This is a genomic window from Nonomuraea antimicrobica, assembly GCF_039536965.1.
In the GTDB taxonomy this organism is placed as follows: domain Bacteria; phylum Actinomycetota; class Actinomycetes; order Streptosporangiales; family Streptosporangiaceae; genus Nonomuraea; species Nonomuraea antimicrobica.
The window spans coordinates 89,767-109,151 of record NZ_BAAAZP010000124.1 but is presented as its reverse complement, the minus strand read 5'-3'; the positions used below and the strand labels follow the sequence as shown (position 1 = coordinate 109,151).

21 protein-coding genes are annotated in these 19,385 nt (G+C 69.9%); 10 read left to right on the top strand and 11 right to left on the bottom strand.

All coding sequences use genetic code 11. The features are described 5' to 3' along the window. The first annotated feature begins 327 nt into the window (after positions 1-327). Complete coding sequence (locus ABD844_RS34065; protein ID WP_344887113.1) at positions 328-1,542, top strand: cytochrome P450; 1,215 nt, start codon at positions 328-330, stop codon at positions 1,540-1,542. A 40-nt stretch (positions 1,543-1,582) separates the two neighbouring features. Here ABD844_RS34065 and ABD844_RS34060 read toward each other — a convergent pair whose 3' ends face one another. After that, entirely contained in the window at positions 1,583-2,356 is a 774-nt protein-coding gene (locus tag ABD844_RS34060) for a TIGR03084 family metal-binding protein (RefSeq protein ID WP_344887111.1), read from the bottom strand. A 527-nt stretch (positions 2,357-2,883) separates the two neighbouring features. Between ABD844_RS34060 and ABD844_RS34055 the strand changes: the two genes are divergently transcribed. Then, positions 2,884-3,453 carry a carbonic anhydrase gene (locus ABD844_RS34055; protein WP_344887109.1) on the top strand — a complete coding sequence of 190 codons (570 nt, stop codon included), beginning with the start codon at positions 2,884-2,886 and terminating at the stop codon, positions 3,451-3,453. A 230-nt stretch (positions 3,454-3,683) separates the two neighbouring features. On the opposite strand, the gene ABD844_RS34050 is transcribed toward ABD844_RS34055, so the two are convergent. Next, positions 3,684-3,911 (bottom strand): hypothetical protein, encoded by a 228-nt coding sequence (locus ABD844_RS34050; RefSeq protein ID WP_344887107.1) that lies wholly within the window; start codon positions 3,909-3,911, stop codon positions 3,684-3,686. Position 3,912: 1 nt separating this feature from the next. On the opposite strand from ABD844_RS34050, the gene ABD844_RS34045 reads away from it, so the two are divergent. Beyond that, complete coding sequence (locus ABD844_RS34045; RefSeq protein WP_344887105.1) at positions 3,913-4,257, top strand: hypothetical protein; 345 nt, start codon at positions 3,913-3,915, stop codon at positions 4,255-4,257. A 196-nt stretch (positions 4,258-4,453) separates the two neighbouring features. Here ABD844_RS34045 and ABD844_RS34040 read toward each other — a convergent pair whose 3' ends face one another. Then, positions 4,454-4,816: a hypothetical protein gene (locus ABD844_RS34040; protein WP_344887103.1), complete on the bottom strand. Its 363-nt coding sequence runs from the start codon at positions 4,814-4,816 to the stop codon at positions 4,454-4,456. 364 nt (positions 4,817-5,180) lie between these two features. On the opposite strand from ABD844_RS34040, the gene ABD844_RS34035 reads away from it, so the two are divergent. Continuing rightward, positions 5,181-5,924: a DUF4118 domain-containing protein gene (locus ABD844_RS34035; protein ID WP_344887101.1), complete on the top strand. Its 744-nt coding sequence runs from the start codon at positions 5,181-5,183 to the stop codon at positions 5,922-5,924. Between the two features lie 41 nt (positions 5,925-5,965). On the opposite strand, the gene ABD844_RS34030 is transcribed toward ABD844_RS34035, so the two are convergent. Next, positions 5,966-6,298 carry a hypothetical protein gene (locus tag ABD844_RS34030; RefSeq protein ID WP_344887099.1) on the bottom strand — a complete coding sequence of 111 codons (333 nt, stop codon included), beginning with the start codon at positions 6,296-6,298 and terminating at the stop codon, positions 5,966-5,968. A gap of 123 nt (positions 6,299-6,421) precedes the next feature. Continuing rightward, entirely contained in the window at positions 6,422-7,360 is a 939-nt protein-coding gene (locus tag ABD844_RS34025) for an NAD(P)-dependent oxidoreductase (RefSeq protein ID WP_344887097.1), read from the bottom strand. Positions 7,361-7,434: 74 nt separating this feature from the next. Here ABD844_RS34025 and ABD844_RS34020 point away from each other — a divergent pair, with 74 nt between their 5' ends. Further along, a complete protein-coding gene (locus ABD844_RS34020) occupies positions 7,435-7,830 on the top strand; it encodes a MerR family transcriptional regulator (RefSeq protein WP_344887095.1) in 396 nt (131 codons plus the stop codon). A 92-nt stretch (positions 7,831-7,922) separates the two neighbouring features. On the opposite strand, the gene ABD844_RS34015 is transcribed toward ABD844_RS34020, so the two are convergent. Both ABD844_RS34015 and ABD844_RS34010 read right to left on the bottom strand, forming a co-directional pair. Continuing rightward, complete coding sequence (locus ABD844_RS34015; RefSeq protein WP_344887093.1) at positions 7,923-8,966, bottom strand: sigma-70 family RNA polymerase sigma factor; 1,044 nt, start codon at positions 8,964-8,966, stop codon at positions 7,923-7,925. Between the two features lie 70 nt (positions 8,967-9,036). Next, on the bottom strand, positions 9,037-9,597 hold the full coding sequence (locus tag ABD844_RS34010; RefSeq protein ID WP_344887091.1) for a dihydrofolate reductase family protein: 561 nt from the start codon (positions 9,595-9,597) through the stop codon (positions 9,037-9,039). A 232-nt stretch (positions 9,598-9,829) separates the two neighbouring features. Here ABD844_RS34010 and ABD844_RS34005 point away from each other — a divergent pair, with 232 nt between their 5' ends. The 3 genes from ABD844_RS34005 (at position 9,830) to ABD844_RS33995 (ending at position 12,352) form a co-directional block, all read left to right on the top strand. Further along, positions 9,830-10,330 carry a SigE family RNA polymerase sigma factor gene (locus tag ABD844_RS34005; protein WP_344887089.1) on the top strand — a complete coding sequence of 167 codons (501 nt, stop codon included), beginning with the start codon at positions 9,830-9,832 and terminating at the stop codon, positions 10,328-10,330. Then, positions 10,327-11,520 (top strand): TolB-like translocation protein, encoded by a 1,194-nt coding sequence (locus ABD844_RS34000; protein WP_344887087.1) that lies wholly within the window; start codon positions 10,327-10,329, stop codon positions 11,518-11,520. Before ABD844_RS34005 ends, ABD844_RS34000 begins: the two co-directional genes overlap by 4 nt. Before the next feature lie 85 nt (positions 11,521-11,605). Continuing rightward, the gene (locus ABD844_RS33995; RefSeq protein ID WP_344887085.1) at positions 11,606-12,352 is read left to right on the top strand and encodes a hypothetical protein; all 747 of its coding nucleotides are present in this window, start codon (positions 11,606-11,608) and stop codon (positions 12,350-12,352) included. A gap of 105 nt (positions 12,353-12,457) precedes the next feature. On the opposite strand, the gene ABD844_RS33990 is transcribed toward ABD844_RS33995, so the two are convergent. Then, entirely contained in the window at positions 12,458-13,201 is a 744-nt protein-coding gene (locus ABD844_RS33990; RefSeq protein WP_344887084.1) for a TetR/AcrR family transcriptional regulator, read from the bottom strand. 163 nt (positions 13,202-13,364) lie between these two features. Between ABD844_RS33990 and ABD844_RS33985 the strand changes: the two genes are divergently transcribed. Further along, positions 13,365-14,852, top strand: a complete 1,488-nt coding sequence (locus ABD844_RS33985) for an MFS transporter (RefSeq protein WP_344887082.1) — start codon at positions 13,365-13,367, stop codon at positions 14,850-14,852. A 49-nt stretch (positions 14,853-14,901) separates the two neighbouring features. After that, positions 14,902-16,344, top strand: coding sequence for a serine hydrolase domain-containing protein (locus tag ABD844_RS33980; protein WP_344887080.1), 1,443 nt, complete (start codon positions 14,902-14,904; stop codon positions 16,342-16,344). Positions 16,345-16,448: 104 nt separating this feature from the next. Here ABD844_RS33980 and ABD844_RS33975 read toward each other — a convergent pair whose 3' ends face one another. The 3 genes from ABD844_RS33975 to ABD844_RS33965 form a co-directional block, all read right to left on the bottom strand. Beyond that, positions 16,449-17,666 (bottom strand): cytochrome P450, encoded by a 1,218-nt coding sequence (locus ABD844_RS33975; RefSeq protein ID WP_344887078.1) that lies wholly within the window; start codon positions 17,664-17,666, stop codon positions 16,449-16,451. Between the two features lie 86 nt (positions 17,667-17,752). After that, positions 17,753-19,171 (bottom strand): MFS transporter, encoded by a 1,419-nt coding sequence (locus ABD844_RS33970; RefSeq protein WP_344887076.1) that lies wholly within the window; start codon positions 19,169-19,171, stop codon positions 17,753-17,755. Further along, positions 19,168-19,338: a hypothetical protein gene (locus tag ABD844_RS33965; RefSeq protein WP_344887074.1), complete on the bottom strand. Its 171-nt coding sequence runs from the start codon at positions 19,336-19,338 to the stop codon at positions 19,168-19,170. Before ABD844_RS33965 ends, ABD844_RS33970 begins: the two co-directional genes overlap by 4 nt. Positions 19,339-19,385: the final 47 nt, after the last annotated feature.

Here is a 19,385-nt window from a genome sequence, read left to right as displayed (position 1 = left end):
GAACTCTAGATCCATTCGGGCGGAACTCCCGCTTAACTCGGGATGGCGCGGTGATCTGCGGGCACGTCACCAGGTGACGGGCAACGTGGTGTCGCCGACGACCGCGGCCGCCAGGTCACCCGTGCCGCGGCAGCTACATCAGCCGTGGCGCAACTCTCGACTCCGCGTCCGAGTCCTACGACCGCCGCCGGGAGAACGCACTCTGGCACACGGCAGCCGAACTGTGCGGCCTGCCTCGCGCTGTATCCGGCTGTTGACCGAGGACCCGCGATTTCGTACGTTGCGCGTGGGCCGTCTCCCGGGCGCCCCCGACCGGAAGGGGTTGCGATGACCTCCGAACTGGACGCGAACGGGACATATCCGGAGATCGTGCCCGGTCCGCTTGCCGCCCCGCCCCCGGAGTTCGCCCGCAGACACGAGTCGGCGCCGCTGGCACCGGCGACCATGCCCAGCGGCGACCGCGTCCCACTGGTCGTCAGGTACGAGGACGTCCGCGCCGTGCTGGGCTCGCCCGCCTCCAGCCGTAACCTGCGCCTGCCGGGGTTGCCGCGGCTGGTGAGCGGCGTCGGCATCGACGACGACCCGGACGCGCTGGTCAACCAGGACCCGCCGGAGCACACGCGCTACCGCCGGATCATGCACGGCACCTTCACCCCACGCCGGACAGAGCCGTGGCGCCCCCGCGTCGCGGAGATCGCCCGAGACCTCCTCGACGGACTCGGCGACGATTTCGACCTGGTCCAGGGGTACGCGCTGCGCCTACCCAGCCACGTCATCTGCGAGATGCTCGGCGTGCCGACAGACGACTACGGCCGCTTCGTCCGCTGGGCGGACATGTTCCTGAGCACGTCCACGACGACCGCGGAGGCCCGCTACCAGGGCCAGGCCGAGTTCCTGGCCTATGCCGCCGAGTTGGTCGCCCAGCACCGCGCGAAGCCGGGCGAGGACCTGATCGACCTGCTGATCCAGGCCAGGGACGAGCAGGACCGGCTGTCCGAGGGCGAACTGGTCCAGACCGTGTTCGCGCTCATCACGGCCGGCTTCGAGACGACGGCCTCGATGATCGCCCGCGGTGTCTTCCGGCTGCTCCTGCATCCCGCCCAGTGGGCCGAACTGGCCGCTGACCCGGACCTGGCGCCCACGGCGATCGAGGAGATCCTGCGCTTCGACGGGCCACCCGCCAGCGCCTTCATGCGCCGGATGACCAAGGACACCGACCTGCCCAGCGGCTCGCTGCCCGCCGGGACGGTCGTCATGCCGAACCTGAACGCGGCCAACCACGACCCAAGGGCGTTCCCCGACCCCGGCCGCTTCGACATTCACCGGTTCACCGACCAGCCGCCCAACCCGCATCTGGCCTTCGGTTACGGAGCACACCGGTGCCTGGCGGCCAGCCTTGCCAGGGTCGAGCTCACCGAGGCGATCAGAGCACTGGCGATCCAACGGCCCACCCTTCGGCTGGCAGTCTCACCCGAAGCGGTGACCTGGACCGACGGCCTGGTCTACCGGCCTGCGGCCATGCCCGTCACCACGGGCGCATGACCATGCCCGCGCGGAGCACACCCACCTGCTCCTTGCCCCATCAGAGGAAAACGCGAGCGATGTCCAGCCACCTGTCCGCGTCCTCGCCGACTGCCGTGAGGTCGGTCTCGGCGCGGGACCTGCGTTGGGTGACTCGAAGGCAGAAGTCGAGGGCGCTGCCCTGAACCCGTTGCGCGGCATCTTCCTGGCCCCAGACCCAGGATTGCCCGTCGGGACCAGTCAGCTCGACACGGAACGGCTCTGCCGGAGCAGGCAATTGGGCGGCATAGAACGACAGCTCTCGTCCGATGACTCCGAGCGAGGCCACATGCTGGAGCCGACCCGTCGGATGGCGTGAGACACCCAGTGCATCGAAAACGTCCTGCCCGTGAGCCCACGTTTCCATCAGTCGAAGCGGCACCATGAGCGCTGCGGTCAACTGAGAGCCGTACCACGGAAACCCCTGGTCCAGTGGAACGTCACGCAGCTCCGCCGCCACCTCGGCTCGACCGGCGCGCCACTGTTCCAGCAGCGCCGATCGCGGTTTGGCTGCCCCCGCGGCGGCGTCGAGATCGGCGTATTGGCTGCCTTCGGCCTCCGCCTGCGTCAGCACGGCGTCGAACGCCTCCGGAGTCCGTATGGCGATGAGAACGTTCGCGTCAGCCGAGGCAAGGTGAGCGATCTGGTGGGCGATCGTCCACCCCGCTGCCGGCGTGGGCTTCGACCAATCGGCCTGCGCTGATACCAGCGCGTCGAGCTCATCCCCTTCGGCCACCAGGTCGGGCAGAGCAAGTTCGCGCTCTACACCGGACACGTCAAGGCCGTAGTCCAACATCGGTGTCACCTTCACACATTGACGACAGCGGGCTTACCCCGTTTGGACGGGTAAAGCGGATTTAGCGTGGTCAGGCTACCTGAGCTTGATCTCGGCGAGCCGACACATCACACCGGACCGTGATCAACCGGGACGCCTCGGAAGGTCTGGCTGCCAGACGTTGCCTGGAGTGGGGAAAGGACTTGATCGAATACGTAGCGTTGCATTAACCTTACGCACGGTTGCCATTCATCGTGTGCTGAACTTCGCCCCGTTCGGCGGCCTGATGGCCGGTGAGCTGCGGCTTGGCCCTTCCAGCCCTCTGGCGGCTCGCATGCCGTCAGCGCGACCCTTGGAGACGGCAGGTCATGAGCGTTCAAGCTGATGGTCCGGGGCGGCGAACGCTGCTCACCGGGACTGCGTCCCTGGCAGCGGCCTGCTTGGTCGGCTGCTCCTCGGCCGGGGCGATCAAGGAGACGCGCAGGGCGGGGTCAACACCTTCCGTGGGGCCGTCTCCCGGCACGCCGAAGGCTGCATACGAACGGCTGATGGCGGGCAACGGACGCTGGGTGACCAACGCGCTCCGGCATCCGGATCGCGATCCCACCCGCCGTCAGTTGCTGGCCACCAGCCAGCAGCCCTATGGAGCGGTGCTGTCATGCATCGACTCCCGGGTGCCACCCGAGCTCGTCTTCGACACCGGCCTGGGCGATCTGTACGTCATGCGCAGCGGCGGGGCGGCGGTGGGGCCCGTGATCACCGGCTCCATCGAGTACGGGCCGATGACCAGCGGAACCCCGTTGATCGTCGTTCTTGGCCACCAGCGGTGCGGCGCGGTTTCCGCCGTGTACAAGGCCCTGCGGGAAGGCGAGCCGCTGCCGGGCAACCTCCAGGCGATCACGGAGGCTCTGCGTCCGGCGTACGAACAGGCCGTACGGGAGAGTCCCGCCGACCCCGCAGAGGCGATGGCCAAAGCCCAGGTGAAGCTGACCGCGGACGCCCTGCGCGGCAATCAGGACCTCGCACCGCTGGTGACCAAGGGAGCCCTGGCCGTGGTCAGCGCGTACTACTCCCTGGACACGGGCGAGGTCGAGATCCTGAACGGCGCACCCGCCTGAACTGACCCGGACCAGCCTGTCGCCTACCACTGAGGCCCCGGACAGGTTGGATGCCCGGCATCATCCGATTGGATGATGCCCGCACGAGCGTCTACTTGGACGGCGTTGAGCTTGTCCGGCAGTGGGCTGTCAGAGGGTCTCAGGCCAGGAGGGCTGGACGAACTGGTTCTTCGCCGGAGTTCGAAGTGATCGGTCGGTTGCGAAGATGAAATCGTCCAGGCTGGGCGCAGTTACTTTCGGTGCGCCAGCGCCCCGTCCTCGATCACCCGAAGCAGCCGGTCCATTTCGAGGGCAGGCGAAATGGCATCCTCCCAAGAGAGGATCTCATCCTCTTCGCGAGCGGACGCGGCCTTTTCTGGAGTGGATGTTTCGGCGTCTCCCGACGCCAGGGCGTCGGCCTCTTGTGGCGTGCTGGTGCTCTCCGTCGTCGGGTCCTTCGCCTTCCCGGGAGAGACCACGATGACCTTCTGGGTTATGTTGCAGACCGGGGTGCGCCTGCAGAGGGCGTTCTGGATGCTGGTCGACCCGCCCGGGGTGCTGGTCGACGTGTGCTGGAAGCCGTTGTTGTTCGTGGGGCTTTCCACGGAGATCGTCTTGCTGTTGACGGCACCGTTCTGGGAACTGCCGGACTCCCCATCAGGCTCGGGATCGGCGTCGAGGCTCCTCGCCGTGGGCCCCGGTTGCACTCTCGACGTGGCCGCCTCCGCCGAGAGCGGTGGGATGCACCCGATGGATATCGCCGAAGCGGATGCGAGCACCAGAAAGGGAACGGCAAAGCTCTTGGAGCCGAGCCTGCCGCCATGATGCCGACAAGTCATCCTTTGTCACTCTCTACTCATCGGAGGAGCATCAATGACAGGGACGCCCCTCGATCGGTACGGAGTCACTTGTCAACATAATGGCCATCGACTCGCTCATCGCGATCTCGGCACTCCAGGATCGAATTATTACCGAACCATTGCCGCGAGAGACGCGATGCGGGCAAGTCGGGCCACGAGCGTCAGTAGCCCATCCACTGCGAGATCCGGCAGGTCCAGGCTCTTCTCTTGCAGAAGCCGGACTGGGTTTTGGTCTTCTCGGTGATGGAGACCGATATATCCTGGGCGCCGTTCATGATGGTGGGGCTCTTCACCGCCACATAATTCTTGTTGTGCTTTCCGTCTCCCCAGACGAGAGGGCCGCCATCGTCGGAGACCGCGATCGTCCGGGAGCCTTGCCGGACCGCCGCCAGCGCATTCGAATCCGCCGCCGACAGCACGACGATCGCCACAAGTACGGTCGCAAGCGTGACCAGCATCAGCCGCCGAATGCCGGTGGTCAGACCGACGTGTCCGACAGTGGGAAGAATCAATTTGCGACCCACCTCTCTCTTCTGCCGGCCGGCAGGGCCGGCTCCCGCTGTTCGAACCTGGGCGACGTTGGATCTGTACCCGCGAAGCGTCGCCGATCCCATTCCACTTGATCCCGGCGCAGATTATTACTTCCTGTTTGTCGCCAAATGACAAAAGGCGCGACCGGTGTCATGCGATAGGCGATGAGCCGCCGCGAAGGGGAGTCGTATCTGACCGAATCCCAGGGGGTGCCACGGCCTCGCGATCGAGCCGTGCCGTCCAGCGACCACTCCTCGATCGGCGCATGTGCGGGGTGTGGCCGATCGCGTACGGCTGGGTAGGAGTAGGGCGTTGACCTCGGCAAATATGACGTGAAGGGCGGGAGGCGCGGCAGCGGTGGCCCGCTATCTGGACAGAGATCGCATCGCACTCGTGGCCGCGCTGGTGGCGCCGCCGGCCGTCGCGGCAGCGCTTCTGCCGCTTCGCGACAGCCTGTCGAACACGAGCGTCGCCCTGATCCTGGTCGTGATCGTGGTGGCGGTCGCCTCCGCCGGGAACCGCCTGGCCGGCGCTCTGTCGGCGATTTCGGCCGCCGTGTGGTTCGACTTCTTCTTCACCGAGCCCTACCAGCGCTTCGCCATCTCCAAATCCGCGGACATCGAGACCGACGTCCTGCTGCTCGTCGTCGGCCTGGCGGTCTCACAACTGGCCGCGCGCGCCCGGCAACTCCAGGTCGTCGCCATCAGGGATGCCGTCTACCTGGAACAGATCCACGACACCGCCACGCTGGCCCAGACCGCCAGGTCGCCCGACACGGTGGTCGATCACGTGACGGTCCAGCTCACCCGACTGCTGAACCTGCGCGGATGCCGCTTCGAGTACGGAAACCTGACCGGCCATCCACCGCGCCTCGAACAGGACGGCACCGTGGTCTGGGGCCGCAAACGCTGGAACGTCGACCGCCTGGGCCTGCCCGGTGAGGAAGTCGAGCTACGCACGTTCGGCAACGGACGTTTCTACGGCCGGTTCATGCTCGATCCAACGCCAGGGACCATCCCGACCCTACAGGCCCGCCTGGTCGCGGTCACCCTCGCCGACCAGGTGGGCACCGCGCTCGACACCACCGCCGACGGCTCATAGGTGCGACCCGCGGATGCTTCTGAATCACCTTTAGACGCAAGTCATCTGCGAGCGGTGAGGACGACGCCGCCGCCTGCGACGGCCAGGACGGTCAGCGTGACGGCGAAGACGGTGGCGGCGCCGGTCAGGCCGATGGCGTCGCTGAGGTAGCCGGCGCTGACCGGCAGGACACCGGCGAGCAGGTAACCGCCCACGTCGAGTGCCGCGTTCGCCTCGGCCGGCCGTTCGGGAGGGACGCTGGAGTTCAGCAAGGACAGCCCGCCGAGCTGGCCCATACCCTGCCCGGCGCCGGTCAGCAGCGCGGCGGCGACCAGGGCCGGGACGGATCCGGTGGGCACGGCGGCGACCAGTACGGCCTGGAACGCCGCGGTCACGTACGACGGGCCGACCTCGACGCCCGCTTCCCCGGGCTGCTCGACCTGGTCCTCGCCTGGACACCCCCACCACGCTGAGGTGATCAGCTCGGTATGGAGGTGTGTGCCGATCGACCGGGCCGATCAGCCGTCGTGTGTGGTGGCTGCGGGCCCTCCGTCCGTGTGGTCGCGGCTGAGGAACTCGGCGAGGCGGGTGGCGGAGTCGCCTCCGTGGCCGGCCGACACCGCGGCGTCGACGGCGTTCTTGGCGGCCAGGGTGACCGCCGGGGAGATCCCGGCCTCCTCCAACGCGTGAACGATATGGTCCAGGCTCGCGGTGACCGAGGTCAGCGAGGCCGACTCCGCCCCTGAGAAACGCCCGGCGTCGATATCGGCCGCGAGTCCTGGGAGCAGGTTGGCGACCAGTTCCGCCATCTGCTGGGCGTGTGGCGCCAGCGCGGTGGCGGGCACGTTCTGCCGCGCCGCGAGCGCGAAGGAGTGCATCAGACCGGCGATCGACGTCCAGAACAGGTTCAGCAGAGCGACGTCGAAGCTCGCCGCCCTCCCGGGGTCGTCCCCGAGATGGACCGCCGCGCCGCCCAGCGCCGCCAGCGTGCGGCGGTGGCGCTCGAAGAGGGCGACGGGCCCGCTGTAGAGAACGCGGGTCGCCTCCGTACCGATGGCCGCCGCCGGAGTCATGATCGAGCCGTCGAGGTAGGGCACGCCCAGCTCGTCCGCCCTGGCGGCCAGCTCGCGCGTGCGTCCCGGCCCTTCGGAGGTGAGATTCACCAGCGTGGTGGCGGGCAGCCGTGACCGACCCGACTCCGCCAGCGCCCGGTCGAGGATGGCGTCCACCGCGTTCGCGTCGATGACGCAGACGATGACCACCTCGGCGGCGTCGAGCGCGGCCAACGGACTGTCGGCCCAGACGGCGCCACGGGCGAGAAGCTCGTCGGCTTTGCCGGCGGTCCGGTTCCACACCGTGGTCGGGTGACCGGCGACGAGGAACGCCGCGGCGATGGCGCGTCCCATGGGCCCTAGCCCCAGCACGGTCACCGGCGCGGGCGAGAGCTGCTTGGTCACTGTTGTGTTCTCCCGTCGTTCGGGGGACGCCGGGGTCCCGGCGCGTGTCCGTTACGCTAAAGGTTCACGTTGACGTGAAGGTCAAGCCTGAGAGGCGGCGACAGGTGCAGATCGGTGCTCTGGCACGGCGCGCAGGGGTGAGCCCTCGCGCGCTGCGCTATTACGAGGAGAAGGGGCTGTTGACTCCCGGGCGGACGTCCGGCGGATACCGCGACTACACCGACGAACACGTTGAAACGGTGCGGCGCATCCGGATCCTGCTCGCGGCGGGCCTCAACACCGACATGGTCAGTGAGATGCTGCCCTGCATGGTCAACGACGGAGAGTTTCTCGCGCCGGGATGCGAGGACCTCATCGCCGAGTTCGAGCGGGAACGGCGGCGCATCGACACTCAGATCGCCGAACTGCACGACGTACGATCGGCGCTGACGGGGATCATCAGCGCCGGCAGGGCCTTCGCGGACAGGTAACCGGCCCAGGCTTCGACACCACCACCTGCCTCGACGGCAGCGGCGACACCGGCACCGGCGACCTTCCGCGCGGTGCTGGAGTAGCGGCGCCGTCAGCGGGTCGGCGGCAACGTCATGGGCAGGGCGAACACGGGGAACAGGCCCAGGTCGTGGAAGGCGGTGGCCTCCGCGACCAGGTCGTCCTCGATCCGCAGTACGGAGATCGCGAAGGCGCGGTACGGCCCGCAGTCGCCGGTCCGCACGTAGGTGGCCACGGCCGGCTGCCGGTTGGCCGCCGTGGGGACCATCAGGAACCGGCCCACGAAGCCGGGCGACGGGGCGTCCCAGCTCGCCGCCAGTGCCGCCACGACCGAGTCGCGTCCGCGGAACCACATCGGCCAGGGCGGCATCATCGTCCGCACGTCCTCGGCCAGCAGTTCGGCGACCGCGGCGAGGTCGGCGCGTCCCATCGCGTCCATGTACCGCCGCAGCACGGCCCGCTCCCGTTCGGTGGTCTCCGTCGGCGCCCAGTCGAGGCGGCGCTCGGGAAGGTGCTTGCGCATCGTCGCCCTGGCCCGCTGCGACGCGCTGTTGACCGACGCCACGCTGCACTCCAGCAGCGCCGCGGTGTCCTTGGCCGGCCAGTCGAGCACGTCGCGGAGGATCAGCACCGCGCGCTGGCGCGGCGGCAGATGCTGGATCGCGGCCAGGAACGCCAGCTCGACCGTCTCCTTCGCGACGGCCGCCGCGCCGGGTTCGGCGCCGCCGGGCGCGTCCGGCTCCAGCAGCCGGTCTGGGAACGGCTGCAGCCAGGGGATGTCGTCGCGGGGCGGCAACCCGGTGCTCGGGTCGGACGGCCCGGCCAGGTGGTGGGGGAGAACCCGGCGCTTCCGGCGGCGGAGGAAGTCGAGGCAGGCGTTGGTCGCGATCCGGTACAGCCAGGCGCGCGCCGTGGAGCGCCCCTCGAATCCGCCCAGGCCGTTCCACGCGCGCAGGAACGTCTCCTGAACCAGATCCTCCGCCTCGTCGAGCGAGCCCAGCATCCGGTAGCAGTGCACCCGCAGCTCGGTCCGATGGCCCAGGACAAGCCTGGCGAACGCGGCCTCGTCTCCGGCCCGTGCGGCGGCGACGACCCGCGCGTCGTCATCCGCGCCCACCGGCCGCTCCCTTCCTCGTCTCACCGGTCCCTCTCGAAACGGTACGGCCTGCCGCCGCCCCGCGCCGCGGTCAGCCACCGACGCGGTACCGCAGGTAGACCATCCCGCCGCCGAACCGGTGCTCCTCCAGCAGGTCCAGCGTGAGTCGGACGCCGTCCTGGAATAGCCGGTTGCCGCCGCCCACCACGGCGGGCACGACGAACACATGGCACTCGTCCACGAGGCCGGCGTTCATCGCGTGGACGGCGAGGTGGGGCCCGCTGACGGAGATGGCGCGGTCCGCCGTCGCCTTCAGCTCCCTGATCGCGTCGGGGCGGAAGTGCCGTTCGAGGCGTGTCCTGGCGGTGGACACCTCCGGCAGCGTCCGGGAGAACACCACCTTGTCCGCGGCCCGCCACAGCAGGGCGAAGTCGCGCATGATGGCGGACTGCTCCGGACCGGTGTCCATGGTCTCCCAGCCAGCCATGGTCTCGTACATCCCGCGCCCGTAGAGGTAGGTGCCGACCGGACGCTCCAGGTCGTTGATGAAGGCGTGCACCTCCTCGTCGGGCATGGCCCAGTCGAAGCGCCCCTTGTCGTCGGCGATGTAGCCGTCGAGCGACGCGATCGCGGCGTAGATCAGCTCGGCCATTCCGGTCCTCCCTCTGTTCTGAGTCGGCTGTCGACCCACACCGGTTGAGACGACGTACCGTGCGGAAACTCATCGGCGGGGCGGGCGACCTGGTCCTCGCTGGGCACGACACGCTCACCCTCCGTAGCGTGTCAGGCACGGGTGAGCTGACCTCGCGGCCGGAGCCGCTCATGCAACGATTTACGCACCTCGCTCCTCTGGGACGTGAAGGAACGACGAAGGGCGAGGAGTGTTGGAACCTGATCCGCATTTCGCGGAGTTCGTCGCCGAACGCGGTGACGCGCTACTGCGCTACGGCTACGTGCTGGCCGGCAATCCGCACGACGCGGCCGACCTGGTGCAGGAGGCGTTGCTGAAGTTACGCGCCGCCTGGCCCCGGCTACGGCGAAAGGAGAACGCCGAGAGTTACGCGCGCACCACGATGGCCAGGTTGCACATCGCCGCCTGGCGGCTGCGCAGGCGCGAGCGACTCGTCTGGGACCTGCCGGAACTCGAACACCACGACCAGGTGCCCGACGGCGACGAGCAGCGCATGTGGCAGGCGGTGGCCGGCCTGCCGCGCAAGCAGCGCGCCGTACTGGTGCTGCGGTACTACGAGCAACTCGCCGACGCGGAGATCGCCGCCGTGCTCGGGATCTCCAGCGGTACCGTACGCAGCCAGGCCGCCCGCGCGCTGGACAAACTCCGTACCGCCATCCCGACCGAGCCGATGCCGAGGGGGAACCTACGATGAACGAGGTAGAGGAGACGCTGCGCAGGACGTTCGGCCAGGCGGCGGACCAGGCGCCCCGCCTGCCCGCCCTGCTCCCGGAACGGCTCGAACGGGTCCACCGGCGCAGGAGGCGGCGGACCAGGGTGGCGCTGGCCACAGCGGCGGTTGTGCTGATCGCAGGCGGGACGGTCGCGGTGGTACGCGGCGGCGACACCACCACCGCCGTGCCCGCCGCGCAGTCGTTCTCCGCCAAGCCGGCCGCGCCCGTGGAGGAGGTCTGGCCGCAGGCCGTGGAGAAGATCCCGGCGAAGGGACCCGGCGACCGGCCGTGGCGTGCGGCCGCGTTGATCGACGACCGCACGGCGATGATGGTCGCTTCGACGGCGGACGCCGGCACGGCGGAGGCCGTGTACGCCTACGACCTGGACAAGGGCGTACACCGCGAGATCGCCACCATGCCGGAACCTGAGAGCGGGCATGGTTTCGCCGGCGGGTTCACCGTGGGGAACGGACACGTGGCCTGGTGGAGCGGGACGAAGGAGCGCGTCGCCAAGCTGTGGACCGTGCCCGTGAGCGGCGGAGAGCCGAAGCTGGTCGGCAGCCAGAGCATCAAGGAGGGCGACGGCAGCGGGATCGACGAGTTGGCCATAGCCGGCGACCAGATCGTGTTCTCGCTCTACACCGGCGGAGTCTTCACCGTCCCCCTCGCGGGCGGCACGGTGACGCCGGTCGAGAAGGGCGCCGGGATGCACCTGCTCGCCTGGCCGTGGATCGGCACCCCTGGCCAGGGCGGTGAGCCGCACGGCACCGCGTACGCGCGGATCCAGAACGTGGAGACCGGCGAGACCCGGACCTCCGTCACCCAACCCGGCGAGAACGTCAGGATCTGTGGCGTGACCATCTGCCTCGGCAGGACCGCACAGGGCGAGGGTTTCTTCCGGCACCGGGACGGCTCCGGGTACAAGGCCGTTGCCGGCCAGGTGGCCATGATGAATCCGCCGACCCAGGACCGCTTCTACCCCTCGGCGTACGGCGACGGCATGCCCGCCGGCGTGGGACTCTACGACCTGGACACCGGCGCGTCTGGCGACCTGGGCATCCGTGCGGACGGTCAGCCCATCCCGATCCCCACCACGGATCCGACCGGCCGGCTCCTCAGCTACCCGCTCGGGGACCAGCTCTATCTGATCGACCTCGCCCGCATCCGGTGACCAGGACCTGCGCAAAGTAGCCGGCGCTCAGCGGGCCGTTCCGCGGGACAGGATGGTACGAAACATCAACTTGTGGAGCGGTGTGATGAGTCGAAGGCGCAGGACGTGGCGGTGGCTGGCGGCAGTCGTCGTGGGGCTGGCCGGGGCCACGGTGGCCGGTGTCGCGGTGGCCTTCCCGTCGGTCGCCGCCACGACCTGCCCCGGCTGCTACGGCATGGAACAGGTCAGGCCCGGCCTGTATCTGGAGCCCGGCCGGTCGGCCGCCTGGGAGCGGCAGGTCGCCGAGGCGGTCGATGCGGCAAACCGCCGGGTGGCGGACTTCTACGGCGGACGCCAGAGCCACCCCGACATCCTGGCCTGCCTGACCGCCACGTGCTACCAGAAGATCGGCGGCGGCCGAGAGCGCGGGATCGCCGTGCTGAACCGCGCGGTCATGCTGTCGCCGAACGGCATCGACCCGGTGATCGCCTCACACGAGATGTCACACGTCGAGCTGCACGCCCGCCTCGGGTCCGGCGCGGGGCTAATCCCGCAGTGGTTCGACGAAGGACTGGCCGTCGTGGTCTCCGGCGACCCGCGCTACCTGAAGCCCGAGACGACCGGCGACCGATGCCGGGTGTCCACCCAGGAGGCGCTGCCGCGAACGCTCGACGACTGGCTGCGCTCGGCGAAAGCCGACCAGGACATGTATGCCAAGGCCGCGTGCCGGGCGAGCCAGTGGCTCCAGGCGAACGGCGGCTCCACTGCCGTACTCGAACTGATCGAGCACATGGCCGGCGGTGGTGAGCTGCCCGCCTCGCTGGCGGCCGCGTCGCGTGGAACTCCTTCCTGACCGCGCCGAAAAGCAAGCGGCCCTGGGCCCGGCAGTCCCTGGGCGAGGCCGTCGTCGTCGGGTACGAGTGCGGCGTGCGCGTGGCCGGTACGCACCGACCCCGGCTCAGCGGGTGGCGGCCTTGGGGCTGAGTCTGGTCTCCAGGCCGTCCAGGATGCGCTCGACCCCGTAGTCGAAGGTCTCCTCGCGGATCTGCGCCGGCTCCTTGACGAGTTGTTCGGTGTATCCGTGGCGCACCAGCGGGTGGTCCCGCGCGGCCTGTTCGGCGGCCGGTCGCAGGCTCTCCAGCCAGTCCTGCTCGTTCTGGCCGCTCCGGGCCAGCATCGACAGGTAGGCCGCCTCGCTGGTGGTCATCCCGATGACGTAGGCGATGAGGGCCTTCATGGCTTGGTCGGCCTCGCCGGGGGCGAAGCCCGCCGCTTGGAACAAAGCGAGCAGGCGCTCCGACTGACGCATCAGGTTCGGCCCGAGATAGGCGAGGCCGACCTGGCCGAGCACGGAGACGATCCAGGGATGCCGCAGCACCATCGAGCGCAGACTGCGGGCGGCGTCGGTGACGGCCGCCCGCCAGTGCGCCGGGTCGCCGGCGTCGGGCACCCGCATCTCGCCGTAGACCTCGTCCACGACCAGTTCGATCAGCTCGTCCTTGTTGGCCACGTGCCGGTAGAGGGAGGTGGCTCCGGCGCCGAGCCGGGTGCCGAGGCTGCGCATGCTCAGGGCCTCGATGCCCTCGGTGTCCAGGAGCTGGATGGCCTCGGACACGATCCGGTCCCGGCTCAGCGCCGGTTGCTCTCGCTTCGGGCGCGGGCGGGCCCACACCGAGGGAATGGGCTGCTTGTCGGCTGGCATGCGGGCTCCTCTGTCACTTCGCGCTCATCCTGGCGTACGCCGTGCGCATCAAGCGTACGGCATGGGCGGGCCCTTGGCTGACCGACTTGCGCACGCTGAGCCGTCGTGCGTACAGTGTTCACATCGAGCGCACGTCATGCGCACTCTGTGAAGGGAACGTCCGATGGAAGTGACACAGCGTGATCCGCGGCGGTGGCTGATCCTGGTCGTGTTGTGCCTGAGCACGTTGGTGCTGGTCATCGACAACATGGTGCTCACCGTGGCGATCCCGCCGCTGGCCGCCGACCTCGGCGCCGACGCCCAGGAAATCCAGTGGATCCTGGACTCCTACATCCTGGTCTTCGCCGGGCTGCTGCTGACCGCGGGCAGCCTGTCCGACCGGTTCGGCCGCAGGAAAGTCATGATCATCGGGTTGGCGTTGTTCGGCGTCGCCTCGCTGGCCGCCACCTACGCCACCAGCCCGGAACTGCTCATCGCCGCCCGCGCGGCGATGGGGGTCGGCGGCGCGCTGATCATGCCGAGCACCCTGTCCATCCTCATCACCGTCTTCGACGAGGAGGAGCGCCGCAAGGCCATGGCCGCCTGGAGCGCGGTCGCCATGCTCGGCCTGATCGGTGGCCCCGTCCTGGGCGGTGTGCTGATCGCCTGGTTCTGGTGGGGCGCCGTCTTCCTGATCAACGTGCCCATCGCCGTCCTGGCCATCATCGCCGCGCTCATCCTGATGCCCGAGTCCACGGGCCCGCAGACCAGGCCCGACCCGCTGGGCGCGGTGCTGTCGGCGGTCGGCATGATCGCGCTGGTCTGGACGATCATCGAGCTGCCGCACGGCCTGTCCGTGCCCGCGCTGGCCGTGGCCGTCCTCGCTCTCGCCGCCTTCGTGGTCTGGGAACTGCGCACGCCGTATCCGATGGTCCCGCTCGGCCTCTTCCGCAACCGCACCTTCAGCGGCGCCAGCTTCTCCCTCACCCTGGTCCAGATCGGCAACGGCGGCCTGCTGCTGGTGCTCACCCAGTACCTGCAGTACGTGCTCGGCTACACCCCCACCCAGGCCGGCCTCGCCTTCATCCCCATGGCGCTGGCCTCGCTGCTCTGCAACGGCCTCGGCGCCACCCTCGGCGCGAAGATCGGCAACCGCCCGATGATCGCGACCGGGCTGGTCGTGATGGCCGCCGGGTTCGGCCTGCTGGCCTCCCTGTCCACCGGCTCCGGGCTCGTCATGACCGCGGTCGCGCTGTTCGTCCTGGGCGCCGGCGGCGGGCTGGCGATGCCCGCGGCCATCGCGGCCCTGATGGGCACCGTCCCGCCCGAGCACGCCGGTGTCGGCTCCGCGCTGAACGACACCATCCAGCAGGCAGGCGCCGCGCTCGGCATCGCCGTGCTGGGCAGCATCCTGTCCAGCGGCTACACCGGCGCGATCCCCGCCACCGCACCTGCTGCGGCCAGGCGGTCCATCGGCGACGCGCTCGCTCTCGGCGACGCCACCATCGCCAGGACCGCCCGCGACGCCTTCACCGCCGCCATGTCCGACGCCTTCGTCATCAGCGCGGCCGGCGTCCTGGCGGCAGCCGTACTGGCTCTGCTGGTCATCCGCGACCGCAGGAACGACACCGCCCAGACGCCGAGCGAGCCCGTCCCGGCCGGAAACCACTGACCGTACCTATCAAGACCTATCAAGCCGCACCTATCAAGGAGACAACCACATGTCTGACAACCTCACCTGGGACACTGACGGCGACTGGACGGCCACGGGCGCATGGGGAGCGGACAGCTCCCACGGCCCGCGCTTCGAGCTCGCCCGCTGGCAGGCGCGGCTGGACGAACTGCGCGCCGCCCACCACGTGCCGGGCGCGTCGCTGGCCGTGCTGGTCGGCGGGCGGGTGTACGAGCTGGCCAGCGGCGTCCTGCACCGGGGCACCGGGGTCGAGGTGACCAACGGCTCGATCTTCCACTCGGGGTCGGTGGCCAAGATCTACACCGCCACGCTGGTGATGCGGCTGGTCGACGAGGGCAGGCTGGACCTGGACGCGCCGGTGGTCGATGTCCTGCCGGAGTTCGCCACCCCCGACCCCGAGGCCACCAGGACCATCACCATCCGGCAGTTGCTGTCGCACACCGGTGGGGTGACCAACGACTTCAACCACGACTCAGGCCGTGGCGACGACTGCCTGGCCAAGTACGTCGAGGCGGCCAGGAACGTGGCGCTGGACTGCCCGCCGGGCACCGCGATCTCCTACGGCGGCCTCGGCTACATCGTGCTCGGCCGCGTCATCGAGGTGGTCACCGGCACCACCTGGGACCAGGCGCTGAAGGACCTGCTGTTCACCCCGCTCGGTCTCGAACGGTCGATGACGCTGCCGGAGGAGGCCCTGCGCTTCCCCGTGGCCATGAGCCACCTGGGCGAGGCGGGCGCCGACCCCGACCCCGCCCCGGTCTGGGACATGATGCCCCGCTCGTCCGGCCCGGCCGGTCGGGTCCTGGTGTCCGCCGGGGACATGGCCCGCTTCGCCCGGATGCACCTTGAGGGCGGCATGCAGGTGCTGTCGCCGCAGGCGGTGGCGGAGATGCAGCGGCGCGAGGTGGACGTGCCGGACAAGTGGACGGTCAGCGCCGACGGGTGGGGCCTGGGCTGGACCCTGTACGACTGGAACGGCATCGCCGGCTACGGCCACGACGGCGCCGCCATCGGCCAGTACGCCTACCTGCGCGTCGTGCCGCACGCGGGGGTGGCCGTGGCCCTGATGACCAACGGCGGCAGCGCCCGCCTGCTGTACGCCGACCTGTTCCGTGACCTCCTCGCCCAGCTCGCCGGCGTCACCATGCCCGCCCCCTTCGGCCCGCCCGCCCAGCCTCCGGCGGTGGACGTCACGCCGCTGCTGGGCACGTACCGGCGGGAAGGCGTCGTCATCACCGTCACCCGCGACGACCACGGGAACGCGCACATGCGCTACGAGTTCGTCGACGGCATGAAGGACCTCTCCCCGCCGCTGGACATGGACCTGGAGCCGGTCACCGAGACGGTCTTCGCCGCCTCAGGCGCCGGCCCCTCCTTCAGCGAGGACTACATGCCCGTCGTCTTCTCCACCCTGTCCAACGGCTCCGCCTGCGTGTACGTCGGCATGCGCGCCACGCCCAAGTCCACCTGACCCGGGTGGTGAAGGTCACCGTCCACCAGTGCGGCCGGTCCGATTCGGCACCGGCGCAGGCGCCCTGGTCGACGGTGACCTTCATCCGCGTTCTCCTTCGTGTGCTACCAGGTGACGGGCAGGTCGTGGACGCCGTAGAAGACCGCGTCGGGTTTGAACGCCAGGTCCTGCCGCGCCACGGCCAGGGCCAGCGTGGGAACGCGCCGGAACAGGGTGCTGAACACGACCTGGAGTTCCACCCGGGCCAGCGACTGGCCCAGACACTGGTGGGCGCCGTAGCCGAAGGCGACATGGTGGCGGGCGTTTCGGCGGACGTCGAGCACGTCGGGGTCAGGGAAGGCGGCGGGGTCGCGGTTGGCGGTGCTCTTGACCGCGATGATGCCCTCGCCCCGGCGGATGAGCTGCCCGCCGACGACGAGATCCTCCGCTGCGACGCGGCGGGCTTCGGTGTGGGTGATGGACAGGTAGCGCAGGAGTTCCTCGACCGCGCCTGCCACCAGCGCGGGATCGGCGCCGTCGCGGATCGCGCCGAGCTGTTCCGGATTCGTCAGCAGCGCGATCGTGCTCAGAGCGATCATGTTCGCGGTGGTGTCGTGCCCGGCCACCAGCAGGAGCTGGCCCATCGTGGCGATCTCGCGCCGGGTCATCGCGCCGGTGCGGTACTGCTCGACGGCCATCCTGCTGAACACGTCATCGCCAGGCTCGGCGTTCTTCTCCTCTACCAGGTTCTCCAGGTAGGTGTTCAGTTCCTGGCTGGCGGCCATGGCGTCGGCGGGATCACTCTCGTCCATGACCAGCTCACCGGCCACCCGCTGGAAGAAGGCGCGGTCCGCGTACGGCACGCCCAGCAGCTCACAGATCACCAGCGAGGGAACCGGCAGCGCGAACGTCTCCACCAGGTCGACCGGTTTCGGCCCGGCGAGCAGGTCATCGATGAGACCGTCGACGATCCGCTGAATCGCGGGCCGCAGCGCCTCCATCTTCTTGACCGTGAAATCCGACGTCAGCCGGCGCCGGTGGGTGATGTGCTCCGGCGCGTCCATCTGCATCAGTGTCTTCATCTGCGCATCGCGCGCCTTGCTCACCGCGTTGGTGTGCGGGAAGCCCGGCTGAGCGACGTCGACGCTGACACGCGGATCGGCGAGCAGCGTGCGCACGTCGGCATGGCGGGTGACCAGCCACGCGGTGCTGCCGTCCCAGAGCCGCACGCGCGACACCGGCGCCTGCTCGCTGCGGCGGCTCAGCTCCGGCGGCGGGTCGAAGGGACATCCCGCCGTTCGGGCCATCGGGAACATCGGTGTCTGTGTCAGGGGATCGCTCATGGCATCTCCTTCGAATCGCACCCGGTCATGTCGAACTCGGGCAGGGAGCAGGGCAGGCGGTGGGATGCGTGGGGTGGGGGTGACGGTTACGAACCGAGCTGGGCGGCCGGCGCCGACCGGCTCGTACGAGCCGCCGCACGGGCGGTGACGGCGCCGGCCGCGCAGATGATCGCGAACCCGAACAGCATGTAGCGGGCCGCGTCCAGCATCGAGGCGCCGCCCAGGTTGACCAGGACACCGGCGACCGCCGTACCGAACGCGATCGACAGGCTCGTCACCGTGGCGATCGCGGCGGCTGCCCGCCCGCCCTCCTCCGGGTCCTGAGTGCTGGACATCACCGCCACCGCCAGGTGCGGATAGGCCAGCCCGATGCCGGCGCCGGCGACGAACATCACCGGCACCCACACCAGGACCAGCCAGCCCGGCGCGTCCGGCCGCTGCAGCAGCCCCTGGACGAGGAAGCCGAGCCCCAGCAGCAACGGGCCGAGAACGCGCAACCGGCCGATCGTGCGCTCTTCGACCGCCGAGGAGCTGACGAGCTGGGTCGCCGACCAGCCCAGCGAGATGGCCGCGCCGAAGAACCCGGCCACCGCCGGGGCCAGCCCGCCCAGCCGCTGTCCGAACAGCGGCAGGAACGACTCCACCGCGACGCCGAACGCCAGCAGCGCCAGCGTCAGGTACAGCCACTTCAGCGGCGAACCCGGCCTGTAGGTGGAACGCGGAAAGACCCGCAGCTCACTACGCCGCTCATGGGCGACGAAGGCGGCCACCAGCAGCAGCGCCACCACGACGCCGGACGCCATGGCCGCGGCGCCGGACAGCACCCCGGCCACGCTGACCGCGGCGGTGGCCGCCGTGACCAGCAGCAGCGACACCACCGGGACCGGCGCCCGCGATCCGCCGCGCTCGCCGCGCGGCAGCACCCGGGGCACGAGGAGGCCGCACACCGCCGCGATCACCGCCATCGTCACGAACGCCGGCCGCCATCCGCCGAACTGGGCGAACAGCCCGCCGAGCGCGGGACCGACGAAGTTGCCGACGCCGTACATCGCCGACATCAGCGCGTTGCCGCGCGTCCACAACCGCCGCGGCAGGGCCGATCGGACGGCGGCGAAGCCCAGCCCGGACAGCAACCCCGCGCCCAGCCCCTGGATGCCGCGGCCGGTCAGCAGCACCGGCATCGCCGGGCTCACCGCGCAGGCCAGCGAGCCCGCCAGGAACACGCCGAAGCCGAGCAGGTAGGCGCCGACACCGCCCCACCGCGCCAGGAGGCGGCTGACCAGCATCGTCGCGATCACCATCGCGACGAGGTAGATCGTCATGTTCCACGCGTAGAAGCCGGCGCCGCCGATCTCGGCCACCGCGGTCGGCAGCAGGCTCGAGGCCAGGTAGATGTTGACCGCACCGACGAGCACCCCGACGGCCAGCACGATCGCCGCGCCGGCATGCTCCGGGCTCAGCAGTTCCCGCCACGAGGCCGCGGCGGGAACCTCGGCGGCGCTCACGCGGCCACCCCCGTCAGCTCGCCGGGCACGGTGCGCCTCGCGGAGCAGGATGCGCCCACCGGGGCCGGAGCGCCGTCCGGCAGCCCGATCGGCCGGGAACGCGGCCGCGAGCCGCAGGTCTCGACGGCAGGCTCCGCGCCGAGTCGCTCGTAGTCACAAACACTCATGACTTCAAGGCTGTCGTTGAACAAGTCCCGGAGACTTTCGTCCCCCG

Bases quoted from the DNA above. Each gene is read 5' to 3' on its own strand.
- ABD844_RS34065 (WP_344887113.1), top strand. From the start codon at position 328: ATGACCTCCGAACTGGACGCGAACGGGACATATCCGGAGATCGTGCCC.
- ABD844_RS34060 (WP_344887111.1), bottom strand. From the start codon at position 2,356: ATGTTGGACTACGGCCTTGACGTGTCCGGTGTAGAGCGCGAACTTGCT.
- ABD844_RS34055 (WP_344887109.1), top strand. From the start codon at position 2,884: ATGGCGGGCAACGGACGCTGGGTGACCAACGCGCTCCGGCATCCGGAT.
- ABD844_RS34045 (WP_344887105.1), top strand. From the start codon at position 3,913: ATGACCTTCTGGGTTATGTTGCAGACCGGGGTGCGCCTGCAGAGGGCG.
- ABD844_RS34010 (WP_344887091.1), bottom strand. From the start codon at position 9,597: ATGGCCGAGCTGATCTACGCCGCGATCGCGTCGCTCGACGGCTACATC.
- ABD844_RS34000 (WP_344887087.1), top strand. From the start codon at position 10,327: ATGAACGAGGTAGAGGAGACGCTGCGCAGGACGTTCGGCCAGGCGGCG.
- ABD844_RS33995 (WP_344887085.1), top strand. From the start codon at position 11,606: ATGAGTCGAAGGCGCAGGACGTGGCGGTGGCTGGCGGCAGTCGTCGTG.
- ABD844_RS33990 (WP_344887084.1), bottom strand. From the start codon at position 13,201: ATGCCAGCCGACAAGCAGCCCATTCCCTCGGTGTGGGCCCGCCCGCGC.
- ABD844_RS33985 (WP_344887082.1), top strand. From the start codon at position 13,365: ATGGAAGTGACACAGCGTGATCCGCGGCGGTGGCTGATCCTGGTCGTG.
- ABD844_RS33980 (WP_344887080.1), top strand. From the start codon at position 14,902: ATGTCTGACAACCTCACCTGGGACACTGACGGCGACTGGACGGCCACG.
- ABD844_RS33975 (WP_344887078.1), bottom strand. From the start codon at position 17,666: ATGAGCGATCCCCTGACACAGACACCGATGTTCCCGATGGCCCGAACG.
- ABD844_RS33965 (WP_344887074.1), bottom strand. From the start codon at position 19,338: ATGAGTGTTTGTGACTACGAGCGACTCGGCGCGGAGCCTGCCGTCGAG.